At 67.6% G+C, this 19,787-nt stretch carries 20 protein-coding genes; 12 read left to right on the forward strand and 8 right to left on the reverse strand.

Annotated elements, in window-relative coordinates:
- Positions 1 to 374 precede the first annotated feature (374 nt).
- Positions 375 to 2,585, reverse strand: a complete 2,211-nt coding sequence (locus H0X95_RS34625; protein WP_059722009.1) for a xanthine dehydrogenase family protein molybdopterin-binding subunit — start codon at positions 2,583 to 2,585, stop codon at positions 375 to 377.
- A 2-nt stretch (positions 2,586 to 2,587) separates the two neighbouring features.
- Positions 2,588 to 3,049, reverse strand: a complete 462-nt coding sequence (locus H0X95_RS34630; RefSeq protein WP_006480868.1) for a (2Fe-2S)-binding protein — start codon at positions 3,047 to 3,049, stop codon at positions 2,588 to 2,590.
- A gap of 179 nt (positions 3,050 to 3,228) precedes the next feature.
- Between H0X95_RS34630 and H0X95_RS34635 the strand changes: the two genes are divergently transcribed.
- The gene (locus tag H0X95_RS34635) at positions 3,229 to 4,152 is read left to right on the forward strand and encodes an AraC family transcriptional regulator (RefSeq protein ID WP_006485801.1); all 924 of its coding nucleotides are present in this window, start codon (positions 3,229 to 3,231) and stop codon (positions 4,150 to 4,152) included.
- Between the two features lie 21 nt (positions 4,153 to 4,173).
- Here the strand turns inward: H0X95_RS34635 and H0X95_RS34640 are convergent, their stop codons facing one another.
- Genes H0X95_RS34640 through H0X95_RS36110 form a run of 5 tightly spaced genes read right to left on the reverse strand, consistent with a single transcriptional unit; the run spans position 4,174 to position 10,520 of the window.
- Positions 4,174 to 6,840, reverse strand: coding sequence for a glycosyltransferase (locus tag H0X95_RS34640; RefSeq protein ID WP_058903308.1), 2,667 nt, complete (start codon positions 6,838 to 6,840; stop codon positions 4,174 to 4,176).
- Positions 6,841 to 6,866: 26 nt separating this feature from the next.
- On the reverse strand, positions 6,867 to 8,270 hold the full coding sequence (locus H0X95_RS34645) for a UDP-glucose dehydrogenase family protein (protein ID WP_059722011.1): 1,404 nt from the start codon (positions 8,268 to 8,270) through the stop codon (positions 6,867 to 6,869).
- A gap of 39 nt (positions 8,271 to 8,309) precedes the next feature.
- Positions 8,310 to 9,299, reverse strand: a complete 990-nt coding sequence (gene galE / locus H0X95_RS34650) for a UDP-glucose 4-epimerase GalE (RefSeq protein WP_034202119.1) — start codon at positions 9,297 to 9,299, stop codon at positions 8,310 to 8,312.
- Entirely contained in the window at positions 9,296 to 10,303 is a 1,008-nt protein-coding gene (locus H0X95_RS34655) for a UDP-glucuronic acid decarboxylase family protein (RefSeq protein ID WP_059722013.1), read from the reverse strand. Before H0X95_RS34655 ends, galE begins: the two co-directional genes overlap by 4 nt.
- The gene (locus H0X95_RS36110) at positions 10,296 to 10,520 is read right to left on the reverse strand and encodes a hypothetical protein (RefSeq protein ID WP_230204603.1); all 225 of its coding nucleotides are present in this window, start codon (positions 10,518 to 10,520) and stop codon (positions 10,296 to 10,298) included. Before H0X95_RS36110 ends, H0X95_RS34655 begins: the two co-directional genes overlap by 8 nt.
- Positions 10,521 to 10,623: 103 nt before the next feature.
- On the opposite strand from H0X95_RS36110, the gene H0X95_RS34665 reads away from it, so the two are divergent.
- The 9 genes from H0X95_RS34665 (at position 10,624) to H0X95_RS34705 (ending at position 18,263) form a co-directional block, all read left to right on the forward strand.
- Positions 10,624 to 10,803, forward strand: a complete 180-nt coding sequence (locus H0X95_RS34665) for a hypothetical protein (protein WP_006491001.1) — start codon at positions 10,624 to 10,626, stop codon at positions 10,801 to 10,803.
- 94 nt (positions 10,804 to 10,897) lie between these two features.
- The gene (locus H0X95_RS34670) at positions 10,898 to 11,074 is read left to right on the forward strand and encodes a hypothetical protein (protein ID WP_162838545.1); all 177 of its coding nucleotides are present in this window, start codon (positions 10,898 to 10,900) and stop codon (positions 11,072 to 11,074) included.
- A 1,291-nt stretch (positions 11,075 to 12,365) separates the two neighbouring features.
- Positions 12,366 to 12,689, forward strand: a complete 324-nt coding sequence (locus tag H0X95_RS34675; RefSeq protein WP_006491010.1) for a hypothetical protein — start codon at positions 12,366 to 12,368, stop codon at positions 12,687 to 12,689.
- 111 nt (positions 12,690 to 12,800) lie between these two features.
- Positions 12,801 to 13,391 carry a hypothetical protein gene (locus H0X95_RS34680; protein ID WP_006491002.1) on the forward strand — a complete coding sequence of 197 codons (591 nt, stop codon included), beginning with the start codon at positions 12,801 to 12,803 and terminating at the stop codon, positions 13,389 to 13,391.
- A gap of 73 nt (positions 13,392 to 13,464) precedes the next feature.
- The gene (locus H0X95_RS34685; protein WP_006491003.1) at positions 13,465 to 13,746 is read left to right on the forward strand and encodes a hypothetical protein; all 282 of its coding nucleotides are present in this window, start codon (positions 13,465 to 13,467) and stop codon (positions 13,744 to 13,746) included.
- A gap of 43 nt (positions 13,747 to 13,789) precedes the next feature.
- Entirely contained in the window at positions 13,790 to 15,343 is a 1,554-nt protein-coding gene (locus H0X95_RS34690; protein WP_059722015.1) for a hypothetical protein, read from the forward strand.
- 155 nt (positions 15,344 to 15,498) lie between these two features.
- Entirely contained in the window at positions 15,499 to 16,083 is a 585-nt protein-coding gene (locus H0X95_RS34695) for a hypothetical protein (protein ID WP_059722016.1), read from the forward strand.
- Between the two features lie 147 nt (positions 16,084 to 16,230).
- Positions 16,231 to 17,628 carry a sigma-54 dependent transcriptional regulator gene (locus H0X95_RS34700; RefSeq protein ID WP_006482021.1) on the forward strand — a complete coding sequence of 466 codons (1,398 nt, stop codon included), beginning with the start codon at positions 16,231 to 16,233 and terminating at the stop codon, positions 17,626 to 17,628.
- Between the two features lie 128 nt (positions 17,629 to 17,756).
- The gene (locus tag H0X95_RS34705; RefSeq protein ID WP_006482025.1) at positions 17,757 to 18,263 is read left to right on the forward strand and encodes a hypothetical protein; all 507 of its coding nucleotides are present in this window, start codon (positions 17,757 to 17,759) and stop codon (positions 18,261 to 18,263) included.
- A 27-nt stretch (positions 18,264 to 18,290) separates the two neighbouring features.
- Here the strand turns inward: H0X95_RS34705 and H0X95_RS34710 are convergent, their stop codons facing one another.
- Positions 18,291 to 18,782, reverse strand: a complete 492-nt coding sequence (locus H0X95_RS34710) for a hypothetical protein (protein WP_059722018.1) — start codon at positions 18,780 to 18,782, stop codon at positions 18,291 to 18,293.
- Between the two features lie 92 nt (positions 18,783 to 18,874).
- Between H0X95_RS34710 and H0X95_RS34715 the strand changes: the two genes are divergently transcribed.
- Positions 18,875 to 19,141, forward strand: a complete 267-nt coding sequence (locus H0X95_RS34715; RefSeq protein ID WP_154641505.1) for a hypothetical protein — start codon at positions 18,875 to 18,877, stop codon at positions 19,139 to 19,141.
- An 18-nt stretch (positions 19,142 to 19,159) separates the two neighbouring features.
- A partial coding sequence (locus tag H0X95_RS34720) for a response regulator transcription factor (protein WP_077200059.1) occupies positions 19,160 to 19,787 on the forward strand: 628 nt, incomplete at its 3' end.

Raw genomic sequence — 19,787 nt, forward strand, 5'->3', positions numbered from 1 at the left:
GTCAGGGGGGAACGGCGGGCGGGAGCGGCGCGGACCGCGGAGCAGCCTTGAATTTAAAAAGAATTTTTAACGCGCAACGCCGGGCGCGTGATGACAGGGCTGGAGCAATGGTGAAGGATTGTTACGTAGCATCGGGCGGGGACGTTACGGGCGTTACGTCTGACGTAACGTGGGGGAGGTACGGATTTCGGGGGCGGCCGGATAAGGCTTCGGATGGATAACGAACCCTACGTCGAACCCTGCCGGGCTTGCCGGGTTTTCTTTTTGAATCAAATGGTTGGCGAAGATTTTTGCCGACATCGAACCCTACATGGGCAGCCGAAAAAACGCCGGCCACAGGGCACCCCTCACCCCGCAGCCGGCGTCCCGTCACATCAAGCCTTCGCGCTATCCGCCGAATCGAACGGCAGCACGTAGTGCCGCTTGCCCGTCGCCGCGAAGATCGCGTTCGCCACGGCCGGCCCGACCGGCGCGACGCCCGGCTCGCCGACCCCGGTTGGCGCCTCGGCCGACGGCACGATATGCACCTCGACCTTCGGCATCTCGGCCATCCGCAGCACGTGGTAGCCGTCGAAGTTGCGCTGCTCGACCTGGCCGTCCTTTAGCGTGATCGCGCTGTGCATCGCCGCACCGAGGCCGAAACCGATGCCGCCCTCCATTTGCGCGGCGACGATGTCGGGATTGATCGCGATCCCGCAGTCGACCGCGCACACCACGCGCTCGACCTTCACCTTGCCGTCCGCGTCGACCGAGACCTCGGCCACCTGCGCGACATAGCTCTTGAACGCCTCGGCCACCGCGATCCCGCGCCCGCGGCCCTTCGGCAGCGGCTTGGCCGGATCCCAGCCGGCCTTCTGCGCGGCCAGCTCCAGCACCGCGCGCATGCGCGGCTCCTTCGCGAGCAGGTCGCGGCGGAACGCGTACGGGTCCTTGCCGGCCGCGTGCGCGGCTTCGTCGATGAACGCCTCGACCGCGTAGGCCGTATGCGAGCTGCCGACCACGCGCCACCACAGCACGGGCAGGCCGACCCGGGTGGTGGTGAGCTCGACCGACACGTTCGGCACCGCGTAAGGCAGGTTCGCCGCGCCCTCGACCGACGTCGCGTCGATGCCGTTCTTGACCATGAACGCCTCGAACGGCGTGCCGGCGAGGATCGACTGGCCGACGATCCGGTGGCGCCAGCCGACCAGCCGGCCGTCCGCGGTCAGGCCCGCGTCGAGCTTGTGGAAGTACATCGGCCGGTAGAAGCCGCCCTGGATGTCGTCCTCGCGCGTCCATTGCAGCTTGACGGGCTTGCCGTCCGCGCCGAGCGCCTTCGCGATCGACACGGCCTCGACGACGTAGTCCGACCACGCGTTCGCACGCCGGCCGAAGCTGCCGCCCGCATACAGCGTATGGATCTTCACCTGTTCCGGCTTCAGCCCGGCCGTTTTGGCCGCGTTGCCCTGGTCGACCGTCTGGAACTGGTCGCCGGCCCAGATCTCGCAGCTGGTCGGCGTCAGCTTGACGACCGCGTCGAGCGGCTCCATCGGCGCATGCGCGAGATACGGGAATTCATACGTCGCGCTGATCTTGCGCGCGGCGCCGGCGATCGCCGCATCGGCGTCGCCGTCCTTGCGCGCCGATGCGCCCGGCTTGTCGGCGAGCTGCCGGTATTCGCGCATGAGCTCGTCCGAGCCGCGCTTTTCCGCCTTCGTTTCGTCCCATTCGACCTTCAGCGCGTCGCGGCCCTGTTTCGCGGCCCAGAAGCCCGTCGCGACGACCGCGACGCCGCCCGGCACCTGCACGACCGAGACGACGCCCGGCACGGCCTTCGCGGCGGTCGCGTCGAACGATTTCACCGTCGCGCCGAAACGCGGCGGCCGCTGCAGCAGCGCGACGCGCATGCCGGGGAACGTCGTGTCCAGCGTGAAATGCGCGGTGCCGTTCGATTTCGACGACCCGTCGACGCGCGGAATCCGGTGCCCGATCAGCTTGAAATCGGCCGGCTGCTTCAGCGTGACCTTGTCGGGCACGGGCAGCTTCGACGCATCGGCGACGAGCGTGCCGTACGCGGCCGTCTTGCCGCTCTTCGTGTGCGTGACGACGCCGTTGGCGGTGGTCAGTTCGCCGGCCGGCACCTTCCAGCGGGCCGCCGCGGCCGACACGAGCATCGCGCGCGCCTTGCCGCCGGCCTCGCGCAGTTGCTGCCACGAGTTCGCCATGGCCGAGCTGCCGCCCGTGCCCTGCATCGTGCCGAACGCGAGGTTCGCATAGCGCTTCGCATCGGCCGGCGCGCTTTCGACGCGCACGCTCGACCAGTCGGCGTCGAGCTCCTCGGCGACGATCGTCGCGATGCCCGTATAGGCGCCCTGGCCCATTTCCACGTGCTTCGCGATGACCGTGACGGCGCCGTCGGGCGTGATGCGCAGGAAGGCGTTCGGCGCGAAATCGCCGGCCGGCGCGGTGGCGGCGAGCGCGCGGCGGCCGAGGCCGGCCCAGTCGAAGCCGATGGTCAGGCTGACGGCGGCAGCGGCCCCCGCGGCCTTCAGGAACGTGCGGCGCGACGGGCGCACCGAACCGGGGTTGTCGAGTTCGATCGTCATGGTCAGGCTCCCAGCGTCGCGGCCGCGTCGTGGATCGCGGCCCGGATGCGGGCGTAGGTCGCACAGCGGCAGAGGTTGCCGTTCATCGCGGCGTCGATGTCCGCGTCGGTCGGCTTCGGGTTCTGTTCGAGCAAGGCGGTGGCCGACATGATCTGGCCGGACTGGCAATAGCCGCATTGCGGCACCTGCAGCTTGACCCACGCGGCCTGCACGGCCTGCGCGGGTTTGCTCTGCAGGCCTTCGATCGTCGTGACGTGCTTGCCCGCGATGCCGGCGAGCGGCAGCACGCACGAGCGGACGGCCTGGCCTTCGAGATGCACCGTGCACGCGCCGCACTGCGCCATGCCGCAGCCGAATTTCGTGCCGGTCAGTCCCGCGTGTTCGCGAATCGCCCAGAGGACGGGCATCGACGGATCGGCGTCGAGCGTGACGTTCTTGCCGTTCAGGACAAACGAGGTAGGCATGTTGTTGTCTCCGTGGGGAAAACCCGGCATGCGCCGGGTTAGCCGGCAGTGTGCGCGAGGCATCGTTTTTTGCGTCTACCCAATCCTGCAAATTTATTGAACAATCCTGCAAATTCCCCGCACGCCGCGAGCCGTTTCGCTATGCTCGCGCGACACGGGAAATCATTCGAGGAAGCGTCATGGACATGACCGATATCGTGGCGTCGCGCGAATCCGGGCGGCGCGAACTGGCGTCGCTGATCGGCCGTTTCGCGCCCGCGGACGGCTCGCACTCGACCGCCGTGCCGGGCCTGATGCTGCATCGGCACACGCGGCCGGTCGATCTCGGCTGCGGCGTATCGCGCGCCGCGCTGGTGATCGCCGCGCAGGGCGCGAAGCGCGTGATCGTGGCCGGCCAGGCTTACGAATACGACACCCACAATTGCCTGATTACGTCGATCGACTTGCCGATCCTGTCGCGCGTGACGCGTGCGTCGCCGGATGCGCCGTACCTGTGCCTGTCGCTGACGCTCGACCCGCAGCGCATCGTCGAGCTGGCGGCCGAGATGCGGCTGCCCGAGCCCGACGCGGGCCCGGAGGGCGAGGGGATCGCGCTCGCGGAGCTGACGCCGCCGCTGCTCGATGCGGCGTTGCGGCTGCTGCGGCTGCTCGATACGCCGGCCGACATCGCGGTCGTCGCGCCGCTGATCGAAAAGGAAGTGCTGTACCGGCTGATGATCAGCGGGCAGGGCACGCGGCTGCGGCACATGGCGATCGCGGGCAGCCAGACGCACCGGATCGCGCGGGCGATCGAATGGATCCGCGATCACTTCGCGGAGCCGATGCGCGTCGAGTCGCTCGCGCAGGCGGTCAACATGAGCGTGTCGTCGCTGCACCATCATTTCAAGCACGTGACGACGCTGAGCCCGTTGCAGTACCAGAAGCAGCTGCGGCTGCACGAGGCGCGGCGGCTGTTGCTGCGGCAGGGCGGCGACGTCGGGTCGGTGGCGGCCGTGGTCGGCTACGAAAGCGCGTCGCAGTTCAGCCGCGAATACAGCCGGCTGTTCGGCGCGCCGCCGATGCGCGACGTCGTGCATCTGCGCAAGAAGGAACTGCTCGGCTGACGGCCGGCCGCTCGCCGATCGTCATTTCGCGACGACCGTCGTCTGCAGGTACGCCGGCGCGATCCGCCAGTCCGGCACATAGTGCGCGGGCCACGCGCCGGGCGTGTCGACCGCGTTGAAGTAGACCACCGCCTTCAACAACGGATAGCGCCACAGCGAGCGCTGGAATTCGTCGAGTTCCGCGCGCTTGCGCGCATTCGACCCGTCGACGCCGAGCTCCGCGACCATCACCGGCAAGCCGTAGTCGGCCACCCGTTCGTATTTGGTGCGCAGGATGCTCGCGGCCGAGAACCGGCCGCCGGGCGGCCAGATCGCGCAGCGCGGGCAGTCGAATACCGACAGGCCGACTTCGTCCACATAGCCGCGCCCCGGGAAATAGTCGCCGAGATTGCGGTTGCCGGCCGGCGACCACACGAAGCGGATCTGGTCGGTCATCGTGCGGCACGCAGTGACGACGCGCCGGTACGCATCGACGTAAGCCGAGGCATCGCCGACGGCCCACGGATAGCGTCCGGTGTCCGTCTCCATCTCGTGGCCCCATCGCACGAACACCGGCCCCTTCAACGCGGCGAGCGCCGAGCAGGTCGCGGCGATCCGCGCGTCGTAGCGGCCGCGCGCGATATCGGCGAGCAACGTGCCCGGTCGCGTGCCGTCCGCCGCCCACGGCTCGACGGTCAGCATCAGCGAGCGGTTGCGGGCTTGCGCGGCCCGGTATGCGTTGCCGATTTCCGCGTCGATATCGGGCGCGTTCCACGACACGAATACATGATCGAATGCGATGCCCGGCGCGGCCGCGAGCGCGTCGTCGGGGTCGTAGGCGCCGAGCGCGGGCTGCTTCACCGGCTCCCCCGCCGCGGGTTCGACCATCGCGACGACCGGCACGCCCGAGCGCCACATCATCGCCTGCCAGCCGTGCGGTGCGCGCAGCCCGATGGCCGTCAGCAGCATCGCCAGCGCGAAGACGAACAGCGCGTTGCGCACGGGCAGGCGGCTGACGAACATCTGTGTGAACGTCGACGCGTCGAGTCCTTGCTCCTTGCCGTGATGCACGGCGATGACGGCGGCGATCACGAAATACAGGATGCCCGTCAGCGTCGAGAACAGATAGAAGCCGGCCGCGTTGCGCGGATTCTCGATCGCGACCACCGGCAGGCTGCAGAACAGCGAGATCAGCAGGTAAGGCGCGACGACGCGCAGCGGCGCGTCCTGCTCGACCATGCCGCCCTTCGGCGTGACCTTGAACGGAAATTCCCTGCCGCGCACGCAGTCGAGCAGCGCCGACACGCAGCCGAGCACGACCCACGGCCAGCGCGCGAACACGAACGTGAGCCCCTCCCACGACAACAGCTTGGTATTCAGCGGCCGGCACGACTGCGTCGAATGCGTGGCCCACGTCACGACGCACAGGATCAGCACGGTGAGCGGCAGCGCGTAGGTGAGGTACGTGAGGTAGTCGACGTGCGCCCACACGCGGCCGGTCAGCAACGCGACGACCGGAATCACGACGCTGCCGGCCATCGCGAGCGCGCACAGCGGATACCACAGCTGGCAGAACAGGAACTGCGCCTTCAGCTTCAGCGGCAGGCCCATGAAATAGCGGCGCGTGTAGCGCAGCATGATGATCATCACGCTCTTGGACCACTGGAATTCCTGCGTCGCGAGGTCGCCGAACGTGCGCGGTCCTTCGCCGTTCGCGATCGCGTTCAGCGCATGCATGCCGCGCCAGCCCTTCGCGTTGAAGATCATCGTGGTCGAGTGATCCTCGGCGAGTTCGGGCCCGAGCCCGCCGATCTCGCGCAGCGCGCGGCAGCGCACCGCATAGTGCGAGCCGATGCACAGCGGCGCGAGGCCGCCCGCGTAGCCGGCCTGCATCGTGCCGTGCAGCGGCCCTTCGACGTTGACGCGGCCGCGCGCGCTCCAGCTGCCGGCCGCATTGCTGTCGCAGATGCTCGGGGCCGACACGTAGCCGACGTCCGGATCGACGAACGGCCGGAGCATTTCCTCGAGATAGGTGCGGGTCGGCACGTGGTCGGCGTCGAGCTGCGACACGAAATCGTAGTTGTCGTAGCCGACCCGGTCGTAGAAGTACGCGAGATTGCCTTCCTTGCAGCGGGTCCGGCGCGGCCAGCTCGCCCGGTGATACGCGGCGATGCCGCGCCGCGTCGACACGAACACGCCGTGCTCGCGGCACCAGTCGAGCGTGGCGGGCGACGGGTCTTCATCGGCGAGCCACGTGTCGTGCGGATAGGTCTGGTCGAGCATCGCGAGCAGCGTCGTGCGCACGATGTCGAACGGCTCGGACGGCGCCTTGGTGACGACCATCGCGACGCGCCAGTCGCGCGGCACGGGCAGCGCGGGGTTCGGCACGACCGCCGAGCGGATGATGAAGATGAAATAGCCGGGAATGAAGGTGGTCCAGAACAGCACGAAGCAGTTGACGCCGAAGCGGAACGCATCGACATAGTGCTCGTCGCGCAGCCACCAGCGCCAGAAGATGCCCAGCGCGACGAACCAGCCCAGCGCGAGGATCTGGAACACGATCCGGGTCCCGCTGTCCATCAGCGGGACCACGAACGGAACCGCCGCGTGCCGCGCATCGGCGCGACCTGCTTCGGTGTCCGGCGCGTCCGTGGTATCGGCGGTATCCGGCGCAAGCGCACCGGCAGGCGACGCAACCAGCTTCTTCATGGTGCTCTCCCGTCAAGGTCGGACCATCAGTGCTGAAGCAGGCCGCGCTGCGGCCGGGTGTCCGCGCTCGCGTTCGCGGGTTCCGCGGCCGGGTCTGCCGGCGAGCGCTCGCCGCACGAGCGGCCCACGCGTTCGTAGCGGCGAAAGCCGCTGTCGGCGGCCAGCCGTTCGCTGAACAGGTTGCGCATGTCGAGCATCACGGGGTCGGCCATGTGATCCGCGAGGTCGGCGAGATCGAGCGTCTCGAACGCCTTCCATTCGGTCATCACGACGACGGCATCCGCACTGCGTACCGCATCGACCGCGGAGCCTTCCATGAACACCTGCGGCAGCAGCCGCGACGCCTCGTGCGGACGCGCCGGGTCGTACGCGCGGATATGTGCGCCGGCGCCGACGAGCAACTGGATTACGTCGATGCTCGGGCTTTCGCGCACGTCGTCGGTCTGGCCTTTGAAGGTGAGGCCGAGCACCGCGATGCGCTTGCCCTTGATCGAGCCGCCGCACGCGTTCTCGATGCGCCGGAGGATCTGCTCCTTGCGCAGCGCGTTCGATTCGATCGCCGCGCTGACGATGCGCAGCGGCACCGCATGCTGGGAGGCCGTCGCCTTCAGCGCGCGCGTGTCCTTCGGGAAGCACGAGCCGCCCCAGCCGGGGCCGGCTTTCAGGAACGACGCGCCGATGCGCCGGTCGAGGCCCATCCCGTTCGCGACCAGCTCGACGTCGGCGCCGACCGCTTCGCACAGGTCGGAGATCTCGTTGATGTAGCTGATCTTCACCGCGAGAAACGCATTCGCCGCGTATTTGACGAGTTCGGCCGTCTCGATCTCGGTCGCGAGCACGAGATGGCCGGCCGCTTCCAGCGGCGCGTAGATCGCCTTCATGATCTCGATCGCACGCGGATGCTCGGCGCCGAACACGATGCGATCGGGATGCATGAAATCGTCGATCGCCGAGCCTTCGCGCAGGAATTCCGGATTCGACGCGATCGCCGCGTCGACGCCGTCCGGCGCGCAGCAGTCGACGATCTGCGCGACGATCCGGTTGGTGCCGACCGGCACCGTCGACTTGGTGACGATCACCGCGAAGCCGGTCAGGTTCGCCGCGATTTCCCGCGCGGCCGCCTCGACGTATTGCAAATCCGCGTGGTCGGTGCCGGGCAGCGTCGGCGTGCCGACCGCGATGAACACCGCATCGCGATCGCGCACGCTGGCGGCGAGGTCGCTGCTGAAGCGCAGCGTGCCGCGTTCGACGTTGCGGGCGACGACGGCGTCGAGGCCCGGTTCGTAGATCGGCATGCGGCCTTCGTTCAGCGCGTCGATCTTGCCGCGATTGTTGTCGATGCAGACGACGTCATGCCCGAGCTCGGCAAGGCATGCGCCGCTGACCAGGCCGACGTAGCCCGTACCGACGATGGCGATCCGCACATTCATGGTTGTTCCCCTGGGTGGCTTGTGACGACGCTTGCGTCGTTACCTGCTGGATTCGCGTTGCCGCTCCTTCTGAAACCACGCCGCAGCGTGTTCGACCATCGGCTCGATCGCGGTGAAGCGGGGCCGCCAGCCGAGCACCCGCGCGGCCATCGTCGCGTCGGCGTACAGCGCGGGCGGATCGCCCGGGCGGCGCGCGGCCAGCACCGTCGGCACGCGGCGGCCCGTCACGGCCTCGACCGCACGCAACGCGGCGAGCACCGACGTCCCGTTTCCGGTGCCGAGGTTCAGCGCGACGCTCGGGCCGCCGCCGCACAGATAGGCGCTTGCCTTCAGGTGGGCGTCGGCGAGGTCGCTCACGTGCACGTAGTCGCGAATCGCCGAGCCGTCCGGCGTCGGGTAGTCGGTGCCCATTACCCGGAATGCGTCGCCGGTGCGCAGCGCCGCGCGGATCGCCAGCGGCAGCGCGTGCGTTTCCGGTGCGTGGCATTCGCCGATCGCGCCGTCGGGGTCCGCGCCCGCCGCGTTGAAGTAGCGCAGCGCGATCCATTTCAGCCCGTACGCGCGTTCGAAATCGGCGGCCATCCGCTCCATCGCGTATTTCGTGAAGCCGTACGGATTGATCGGCCGCTGCGGCGTGCGCTCCGAGATCGGCAGCGTCTCCGGAATGCCGTACGTCGCGCACGACGACGACATCACGATCCTGCCCACGCCGGCTGCGCGCATCGCGCTCAGCAGCGTGCAGGTGCCCGTCACGTTGACCGTGTAGTAGCGCTCGGGCGCGAGCACCGATTCGCCGACGTAGGCGAGCGCGGCGAAATGGATCACGACGTCGGGCCGGTGCGCGGCGAGCGCGTGCGACAGCGCATCGCCGTCGAGGATGTCGGCCGCGACGAGCGGCCCCCAGCGGACCGCGTCGCGATGACCGGTCGACAGGTTGTCGTACGCGACGGGCTCGTGTCCTGCTTCCGCGAGCGCCTTGCACGTATGGCTGCCGATATAGCCCGCTCCCCCTGTCACGAGCACTTTCATGCGACCGCTCCGGTCCCGCGCAGCACCGGCGCGAGCCACAGTTCGCGGCTGAAATAGTCGACCGTGCGGCGCAGGCCTTCGTCGAGATCGATCGCCGGCCGCCAGCCGAGCTCCGTCGCGGCGACCGAGATGTCGGGCTTGCGCTGGTGCGGATCGTCGATCGGCAGCGGCCGGAACACGATCTCCGAGGTCGAGCCCGTGATCGCGAGGACTTGCTCCGCAAGTTCGATCATCGTGAATTCGCCGGGATTGCCGATGTTGACCGGTGTGCCGACGTTGCGCGGGGCGTCCATCAGGCTGAAGAAGCCGTCGATCAGGTCGCTGACGAAGCAGAACGAGCGCGTCTGCCGGCCGTCGCCGTAGATCTCGAGCGCGGCGCCATTGAGCGCGGCGACGATGAAGTTCGACACGACGCGGCCGTCGCGCGGCGACATGCGCGGCCCGTAGGTATTGAAGATGCGCGCGACGCGCACGTCGACGCCGTGCGAACGGTAGTAGTCGTAGCACAGCGCCTCGGCCGCACGCTTGCCTTCGTCGTAGCACGCACGCGGGCCGATCGTGTTCACGTTGCCGCGATAGGTTTCCATCTGCGGATGGACGCCGGGGTCGCCGTAGATCTCGCTGGTCGACGCCTGGAACACGCGCGCGCCGGTCCGGCGCGCCAGCGCGAGACAGTGGTTCATGCCGAGCACGTTCGTCATCATCGTGTGGACCGGATCGATCTGGTAGGTGGGCGGGGAGGCCGCGCACGCGAGATTCCAGATTTCATCCACCTGCAGCTGCGGCAGGCCGAGCGACACGTCGCCCTTCACGAATTCGAACCGGTCGGACGCCTTCAGGTCGGCGACGTTGAGCTTGCGTCCCGTCAGCAGGCTGTCGACGCAGGTGACGAACGCGCCTTCCATGACGAGCCGTTCGCAGACGTAGCTGCCGAGAAAACCTGCGCCACCCGTCACCAGTACGCGCCGGCCGGCGCGCGTGTCGATCGCGACCCTGTCATTCATCGCTTTCTCCTTCGTCGAGCATCTCCAGGAACCACACGTCGATGTACTCGACGGCGTCGCGCACCCGTTCCATCCCGCTGCACGGGTATCGCTTCGGCGGGCGCCTGTCCGCATGTACCGATGTCGACGAAGCGCCGCGACAGGCGCTCCGGTTTCGCTGACAACCCCGTTGATGCTTGAACGACGCAAGCGTCGATCGATCGGTGGTGATCTTCATCGCCTTTTCCCCGACACGCTGATTGACGAGGGGCCGCCGCTTGTATGTCGTGTGCCGTGGCGTGCCGCTCGGTGAGAGCCGGACATCAGGCAATCGGCATGCCATGAATGACGAAGTCCCGCTGGATGCGGGCGTGGCCGCGCAATGGCCGTTCGGCACGCGCGTTTGTGTTTCATGCGTGAATCGTGGGGACAGGGAAGCGCCCGTGGCGATCGCGGGATCGATACGGTTCGATACGACGAAACGCGCGTCGAATCAGGCTTTTAAGACATTGAAGGCGTGAAAGCGGTTTTTAATCGGCATGTTTCAGTGATGAGAATTAGGCGGATAACCGATCGAAAACGTCTCTTCAATGAATTGCTCATCGAGGCCAGGCGATGAAAGGTGAATCGAACGGAAATGAAAAAATGATGCGTACGTTTTTGCCGGGATCGCTGGTTTACATTTGTTTTAATTATTACGCCTGCAACGTGCCGGAAGGCAAGCTTTTTTCACCGGATGATCGTGTGGGTATTTTCACGGATGAATCAAATTCGTTTCGTATTTCGGGGTGAACCCGTGTTCCGGTCGTATCGGCGGCCGTTCGGCGGGGATCATCGAGCGCCGGGATCCCCGTCCGCCGGGGGGGATGGACGGTTGCCGGCATGCCGCAACACGCGGTTTGTCAGTGGAAACGCGCGAACCGTGGGCCGGGTGTCGACGGCCGCTTCTCAAGTTTGAAACAACCGTTCGCAGGGGCGTCCGGGGTGCCTCGGCACGCCGGATTCGTCCGTCAAATCACGGCATTACGTCGCAGTGTTCAATGATCGCTGCCAAGTGCATCCCGTTATCGCGATACATTCCTGAAACAAAAAATGCCGTTCCGGGTGAAATCGTCAGGGCTGGCGGTCGCATGCGGCGCGCAATGCGCGGTGGAATATCGCGTGGCATGCAGTTTGCGACATGGGACGCACCGGCGAGCGGTCGACACGATGCAACAACGATGTGGGGGCGGCCAGTTCGTCACGAGCCAGTCGGGGAAGCGGCGATGAACACTATAAGCAGTGGCTTGATCCGCGCGATTCTTGCGCACCACAGGGGTAGTCGGAACGATCGGGGTAGTGCTCGCGACGCAGTGCCAGCGTCGTGGCTCGCGCGTTGCCGATTTCCCGCCCTCCGCGCGCGCCGCGTGCTGGAGCGGTTGTCGCTGCGCGCGGCAACCCGGCGACAGCGGCGCTCGACTTCATTCAGCGTTCCCGGATGGGGCATGTCGTTCGTGCCGAACAGCGTGGCGCCGATTCCTCTTCAACCGTGCAGAGCCGTTTCGATCGCGCCGGGTCAGTGCCGGCGCCGGCCGGACTAGATCGAACGCGCGTCGGCCGGGTTATCCGGAAGGCCTTTCTTCGTCAGCTCAGGGAGCAGACATGTCGTCTGGCTGCAATGCAGGCCCGTCGTCGCCCGGATGAAGGGCGCACGTCGCGCGGGCGCTGAATTTTGCGGTTGTAAATATATTCGCTGATTTTCAATTCCGGAAACGGGTGCCAGTGCCGGCATCGGTTTTCGACGGGGTATTGAAAATCGCGGGCCGGAAAGACGTGCTCGCCATTCCGGTTAATTTCATCAATGGTGTTTTGAGAGCATTTTAATGTTCATAAAAATAATAGAAAACACCTACTCAGAAATTTTGGACAACTTAAAAACATAAAACTAGACTTCGTCTGGCCAAAAATAAAAACGCCATTTACGAGTAAGCAATAGCTTATTTATTAGATAGTGATCCTTATTTTTAAGGATTGCTCGAGGCAGGAAGATTGATGGCGTGCGATCTTCCATGCTCATTCTCTCCACGCCGTTATGGAGTCGACCATGAAGAAGCTTCTGATTGCAGCAGCAGTTCTGGCGGTTTCGGGTGCAGCGTTCGCCGGCAGCGGCACGGTGTCGAGCAGCAACTCGTCGAGCGGTGGCCAGACGATGGCAGGGGTCGCCGGGTTCGGCCACTTCTCCGCGACCGATTCGGGCTCGGCACTCGGCGCAGCCGGCGCAACGGCCGGTGGCGGCAGCAGCGGTTCGATCTCGTACACGAACCACACTCAAACGTCGACGGTCGGCGGCTTCGGCTTCGGCGGCGCACAAGCGGGCGGCAGCAGCGGTGCGAACGCCGGCTCGATCGGCTGGACGTATCACCACTAAGCCGCGACGCGTAGCGTTCGTCATTGGCTGGCGGTACGGATGCCGGGTTTCGTCCCGCGAGGGCGGGCCCGGCTCCGCCACCGTCGAACTTCCTCACAGCAAGGAATTGCTATGAAAGCCAAAGTCATTTTAGCGACAGCGCTCACCGTCATTTCGTCCGCTGCGTTGGCGGCCGGATCGTCCACGACCAACCAGACGCAATCCGTTGCGGCGGGTGTTTCCGGTTCGGTGCTGGTCGGCTCCGGCAGCTATACCAGCAATTCGACATCGACGGCCGGCGCGAATGCAGGAAGTACCGTGACGCCCAGCGGCTCCGCCGGCACGGCGTCCGCTTATCACAACTCGACTTCGACGGCCAGCGGTTCGGGCACGAACGGGGGCGCGTTCGCGGCAGGCGGCGGTATCGGTGCCGCAGGCTCGTTCGCTGGAAACGGCAGCACGAACGAGAACGCGAATGCGCTTTCGGGAGGGGTGACCGCCACGATCGTACTCGGCGCGAACCACTACACGGCCACGGGCGCGAACGACCACGGCAATGCCAACGCGGGTGCCGCGGGATGGACGGGCAGTGGCGGATCGGGCGCGATCGCGGGCTCGAATCACTACAACTCGTCGACCGTGTGGAGTACCGGTCCGGCCGGTTCGCCGTCCGCATCGGGCGGAAGCCAGGGCGACTCGAGCGCGACCGGGAGCAGTCATTAGTCAGGTGTGGGGGGGACCAGTTTCCCAGCGACGCTGGTCTCTTTTCCGCATTGTTGTCACGTAAGGAGTTGGCATGAAGCAGAACCTGATTGCCGCCGCTCTGATGCTCGCGTCTCTGACGGCGTATGGCGCTGACCGTGCTGCCGATGGTGGGCAATCGACTATGCAGACGTCAAACAACCCTGACCAGACAACCAAACCGTCAGAACAACAAACGCTTTCGTCGGGCAGTGCCATCGGCGGACCGGACACCCAGCAGTGGCAGGGCGTGTCGGCCGGCTCGTGGTCCCAGCTGGGCAGCGGCTGGAAGCAGTTCGGGGAAGCAGCGAAAACTGAAGGCATTCAGGGGAATTAGTACGGTTGCCTGGGTGGAGGACAAACCTCGTCCGGAGAGTGAAATGAACAGCAACAGGATCAAGGTGGCATGTGCGGCGATGTTCGCGATGACCACGATCGGTGCACAGGCACAAACCGCCGATTCGACGTCGAGCGCGCAGTCGTCGACATCGTCGACGGCCATCAGCCAGGGCGGCGGCTCGAGCATGAACACGAATACGACCAGCTCGCGCGGCGGCAATGCCACCAGCTCCAGCGGAGTGCGCGGCAGCGGCAATTCGAGCGTGAACGTCAACGTGACGCTGCCGTCCAGCACGGCCGGCGGCAACGTGAGCCCGCAGAGCACGAACGCGCTCGCGGCCGGCGCACCCGGCACCAGCCCGTACAACACCCAGGCGACGGAAAACGTCAATTACTCGGGCACGCAGACGATCAAGACGAACCCGTCGATCCAGGCGCCCGGCCTCACGACCACGCTGTCCGATACCTGCATGGGCTCGGTGAGCGTCGGCGTGTCGTTCCCGGGGTTCGGCGCGACGGGCGGCACGACGCTGGTCGACCAGGCCTGCGTGCGGCGTCTCGATGCGCGTGAATTTCGCGCGATGGGGCTGACCGACGTGGCGCTCGCGCTGCTCTGCCAGAGCGATGCGAACCGGCGCGCGGTGGAAGCGACCGGGCACCTGTGCCCGGGCACGACCGCGCCGCTCGCGCGTTCGAACGTGGCGCCCAGCGTCGAAGCGACCGTCGCGGACGACGTGAAGTATCGCGATCCGATCGTGCGCGACCGGATGGGCCTGCCGCCGCTCGGCTCGGCCGCGCCGGCGCCCGCACCGACGCGCCCGATCGAGACGACGTCGATGCGCGCGGCGCCCGTTTCGGTGCCGGTACCGGTGATGGCGCCGGTCGCCGCGGCTCCGGCCGTCGCAGTGCCGACGGTTGCCGCCGCAGTTCCGGCGGCCGCGGCACCGGCTGCTGCTGCCGCGCCTGCCGTCGCCGCGGCACCTGCCGCGTCGGTGGTACCGGCGGCCGCAATGGCCGCCGTGCCGGCGGCAGCCGTCATCACCGCGCCGGCAGCGGCAGACAAGGCATCGCCCGCGCCCGCCGCACCGGTCGCCGATACGAAGGCGCCGGAGCCCGCGCAGCCGGTCGCGGACAAGGCGCCCGAGCCCGCGCCGGCCGTGGCCGACCAGGCGCCGGAGCAGGTCCCGCCGGTCGCCGACAAGGCCCCGGAGCCGATGCCCGCCGCGACCGACGCCGCGCAAGCCGCGGGTGAGCCGGTGGCCGAACCGATGCCGGCGGCAGCCGTCGTCGCGGCACCGGCCGCCGACGCGAAGGCTGCCGAGCCCGCGCCGCAGGCAGCCGCCGAAGCGCCAGCACCGGAGCCCGCGCAGCCTGCCGTTGCCGCGGCGCCCGCCGACCTGCCGGCCGCCGACGCGAAAGTGCCGACGGACTCGGTCGAAGCCGCCGGCACGGCGGCTGCACAAGCCGCCGCCGGCACGCCGGCGCTGACCGATCCGGCGCAAGCGTTGCCACCCGCCACGGTCGACCAGCAGGCCGCACCGGCAGCACCGGTCGCGCCGGCGCCGACCGTCATCTCGACGAGTACCTCGTCGTGAGCATGCGGGCCGGTTTGCCGTGCGACCGGAGCGCGGGTCGCACGGCAGGCGCTCGGCCCGATGCCCGACCGTCTTTTCCGGTTTGACGGGTGTTGTGCCCATCCCCGAGGTCAACACCTTTTTTTGCGTGACGAGGATGCAAGGAGGCCTCAATCATGAGGATCTTTTTGGTCGCTTTGTTGCTGGCCAGCGTGCAGGCCGCTGCGCAGTCGGTTTTCCAGAATCCCGCGGTCTTCGTCATCCTGAGCGAGCAGACCCTCGCGAACGCCGCGAGCGTCCAGCAGGCGCTGTCGACGCTCGGCCGTCCCGACAACACGGCATGCGCGCCGATGATGATGATCGGCGACCCGCAGATGGTCTACATGGTGCCGGAAGCCGGTCACGCGCCGTCGTGGCAATCGCCGGTGTACGGCCGCGGCGCGCCGTTCGACGCGCAGACCGGGCCGAAGTCGACCGGCAAGACGGTCGGCGCGATGCAGCACACCGAGGACATGCAGACGCAGCCGTGGAGCGACGGCAGCGCGATCACGCAGAAGATCGCGGGCGAGTCGAGCGTCACCGCGGCGGACCGGGTGAACGAATGGCGGCATACCGGGCTCGACAAGATCGAGACGGCCCGCGCGTCGGACGTGACGGTAAACGGCAAGACCTACCGCGCCTATCGCGACGATCTCAACGGACCGGCGAAACCCGTCATCGAGCCGCAGATCTACACGCAGCGCGTCGTGTTCTGCCGCTGACGCATCGGATGACGCGACATCGATTCGAGGACGGAGCGGCGCCGCGCCGCGGGACCACGGGCCCCGCCGCGCGCGATCGGGCAACGGCCGCTCCGACACACAACCTTATGCGGCGAGGCAATCGTGAACCATTGCTGTCAGCTCAGCATGTCGGGCGCGGAGGATGTCGAACGGGAGGTGAGCACGCTGCCGTTCCTCGCGGTCCGGCGCAATCATGTCGCGCCGTCGCGGCCGCTCGTCTACCTGTCGCAGCAGCACGATGCCGCGCTCGTCGACGTGCTCGCGGCGCGCGGCTGGGAAGTGTGGCGCGCCAAAACCGTCGCGGACGCGCTGAATCTCGTCAAGGCGAACCGTCCGCATGCGGGCATCGTCGATTTCGGCAGCTTCGCGTCGCCTGACGTCGCGTCGTTCGAGACGCTGCTGCGTGACCCGCGCGTCGGCTGGGTCGCGCTCGCCGACGGCGAGCGGCTGCGCAACATCACGATCGCGCGGCTGATCCGCCATTGCTGCTTCGACTACGTGCGCAATGCGGCGGCCTACACGACGATCGGCTATCTCGTCGGCCATGCATACGGGATGCTCGAGCTCGCGGACGGCGACCCGGCCGCGGAGGCCGCGCCGCCCGACGGCGCGATGATCGGCGCGTGCGGCGCGATGCGCCGGCTGTTCGCGACGATCCGCAAGGTCGCGAACACCGACGCGAGCGTGTTCATCGCCGGCGAATCCGGCACCGGCAAGGAGCTGACGGCGGCGGCGATCCACCGGCAGTCGTCGCGTGCCGATGCACCGTTCGTCGCCGTGAACTGCGCGGCCATCCCGACGACGCTGCTGCAGGCCGAGCTGTTCGGCCACGAGCGCGGCGCGTTCACCGGCGCGCACCAGCGCAAGATCGGCCGCATCGAGTCCGCGCACGGCGGCACGCTGTTTCTCGACGAAATCGGCGACATGCCGTTCGAGAGCCAGGCGAGCCTGCTGCGGTTCCTGCAGGAAGGCAAGATCGAGCGGCTGGGCGGCCATGCGTCGATTCCGGTCGACGTGCGGATCGTGTCGGCCACGCACGTCGATCTCGAAGCCGCGATGCAGGCCGGGCGATTTCGCGCCGACCTGTACTACCGCCTGTGCGTGCTGCGGATCGACGAGCCGCCGCTGCGCATGCGCGGCCGCGACATCATGCTGCTCGCCGACGACGTGTTGCGGCGCTATCGCGACGACGGCTCGTACCGGATTCGCGGCTTCACGCCGTGCGCGATCGAGGCGATCCACAACTATCGGTGGCCCGGCAACGTGCGGGAACTGATCAACCGGATCCGCTTCGCGGTCGTGATGACGAGCGGCCCGCTGATCTCGGCCGCCGATCTCGAGCTGCATCCGTACACGTCGCTGCGGCCGCCGACACTCGCGCAGGCGCGCCGGCAGGCCGAGCGGCACGCAATCGAGGAAACGCTGCTGCGTCACCGCCATCAGCATGCGGACGTCGCGGCGGAGCTCGGCATCTCGCGCGCGACGCTGTACCGGCTGATGATCGCGCACGGGCTGCATAGCTGACGTGCCGTGACGCACCCGCTCAAGACCGCGCGGCGGCAGCCGTTAAGACATGAACCGGCCCGGCCGGCACGCGTGCACCGACCTGCGCGCGGCCGGCACGCGGCGCATCACGCTTATCCGAGGTCATCGTGGCAGAGTGCAGTCAGTGCGGCAGGACGTTCCTGGTCGGCGGACGGTCGATCGACGGCCGCCGCTATTGCAGCCCGGCATGCGCGCATGCGCATCCGGTCGTCGTCGAGGCCGAACGGGTGCCCGACGCGAAGGTCCGGCAGTACGTCGACGACTGGCGCTACGGGCCATGCCCGATCTGCCGGCGCGAAGGGCAGCCGGTGGACGTCCATGCGTCGCATCGCGTCGTGTCGCTCGTGTTCGTCACGCGCTGGGCGACGCGGCGCCACGTATGCTGCCGCCGCTGCGGGCGCAGGAAGCAGGCGGTCGCGCTGCTCGCGTCGGCCACGCTCGGCTGGTGGGGGCTGCCGTGGGGCGTCGTGCTGACGCCGATCCAGCTCGCGCGCAACCTGCTGGGGCTGGCCGCGCGCGACCCGGAGGTCGCGACGCGGCAGTTCGAGGAATTCGTGCGGCGCAAGCTCGCCGCACGCCGGCTCGCGCGCGCGGAGCGGGGCGCCGACGCCTGATCGAGTGCGTCGGCGCGCCGTGCGGGCTCAGGCCGGCCGTTCGAAGCCCGATGCGACCCAGCGTTCGGCGCTGGCCTTGTTGAGCTTGAATCCGGCCGACACCTTCGCGTCGGCCAGCAGCTCGCCATACGGATCGACAGCCTTGAGCTGCGCATACGGCTCGAACTCGTCCGGCACGATGTCGAGCGTCACCGACACGTCCTGTCCGGCTTCGTCCTGCACCGTCACCTCCCTGTGCAGCATCGCGCGCCGCTGCTGTTCGTGCCGCATCAGCACTTCGGTCGCGGTCTTCACGAGCGTGCGGAACGCATTCGCGTCCATCGGCTTCGGATTCTTCTTGTCGCGGCCCATGGTCCACGGGCCGACGAGGGCGGGCTCGGACTCGCCGTCCTTGACCATCTCGACGGCCCAGCCGTCGTCGTCTTCGTTCTTGATGATGCGGGCCGTCCAGCCGTTGTCGCGCCAGAGGCCGTCTTCGTGGATGGAGGTGTCGTCGGATTGCAGGTCGGAATCGGTCATGAGGAAAGCGGGCAGTACGGGCAAGCCGGCGAAGGGGCGGTGGCGCGCGGCCGGCAGCGGCGCATCGCTCGCCGCCGGCGGGCCGGGGTGGCATGCAAACGCGCAATTTTACCCGCTGGGCGGCGGTGCGGCGCGCAACGCTGGCCGTCGGGCCGATGCCGCGACGGTCGATCGCCGGCTGCCGGGCGTTGAACCGGCGCAAATATCAAACCCGTATTACGTCTGCGGCCGCCAATTCGTACGCCGTCCGATATCGCGCCCTTGCGCACATTCATAGAATCGACGTTCAGGCTAAAAATAGCCTGAACGTCCTTTCAACGCCCAACCGGTCGCGCGCGTTCCGCGTGGCGCGGCGGTGAACCATCAGGAAACTGCGCATGAGGAAATTCAATGTTCGCATCGTCGTCGCGTACGACTGGCCGTTGACGCTGGCCGGCATCGAGCAGATCGCGGGCAGCACCTGCGCGATCGAGCTCGTCGCGGTCTACCGGAGCGCGGCCGAACTGGTCGCGTCGCTCGGCGGCGTCGACTGCGACGTCGTGCTGGTCGACTATGCGATTCCCGGCGACGAGCAGATGGACGGCCTCGCGCTGTTCGACTGGCTGCGCCGCATGCGGCCGAACGTCGGGATCGTCGTGCTGGTCGCCAACGAGAATCCGCTGATCTTCCGCTCGATCCTGGGGATTGGCCGCGTGAGCGTCGTCAGCAAGCTCGACGAGGTCGGCCATATCGTCACGGCGATCCATTCGAGTTACAGCGGCGGCGCCTATCTGTCGCCGTCCGTCCGGCGCGCGGTCGATGCGCTCGGCACCCGCGGCGACCCGCCCGTGAAGCTGTCGGCGCGCGAGATCGAGGTGATTCGACTGTATCTGTCGGGCGTGCCGATCAAGACGATCGCGCAGCGCCTGAGCAAGGGCAAGCAGACGGTCAGCGCGCAGAAGATCAGCGCGATGAAGAAGCTCGGCGCGAGCAACGACGTCGAGCTGATTCAGCGGGCGGCGGGGC

This window comes from Burkholderia sp. 9779_493, assembly GCF_015712215.1.
Lineage (GTDB): Bacteria > Pseudomonadota > Gammaproteobacteria > Burkholderiales > Burkholderiaceae > Burkholderia > Burkholderia cenocepacia.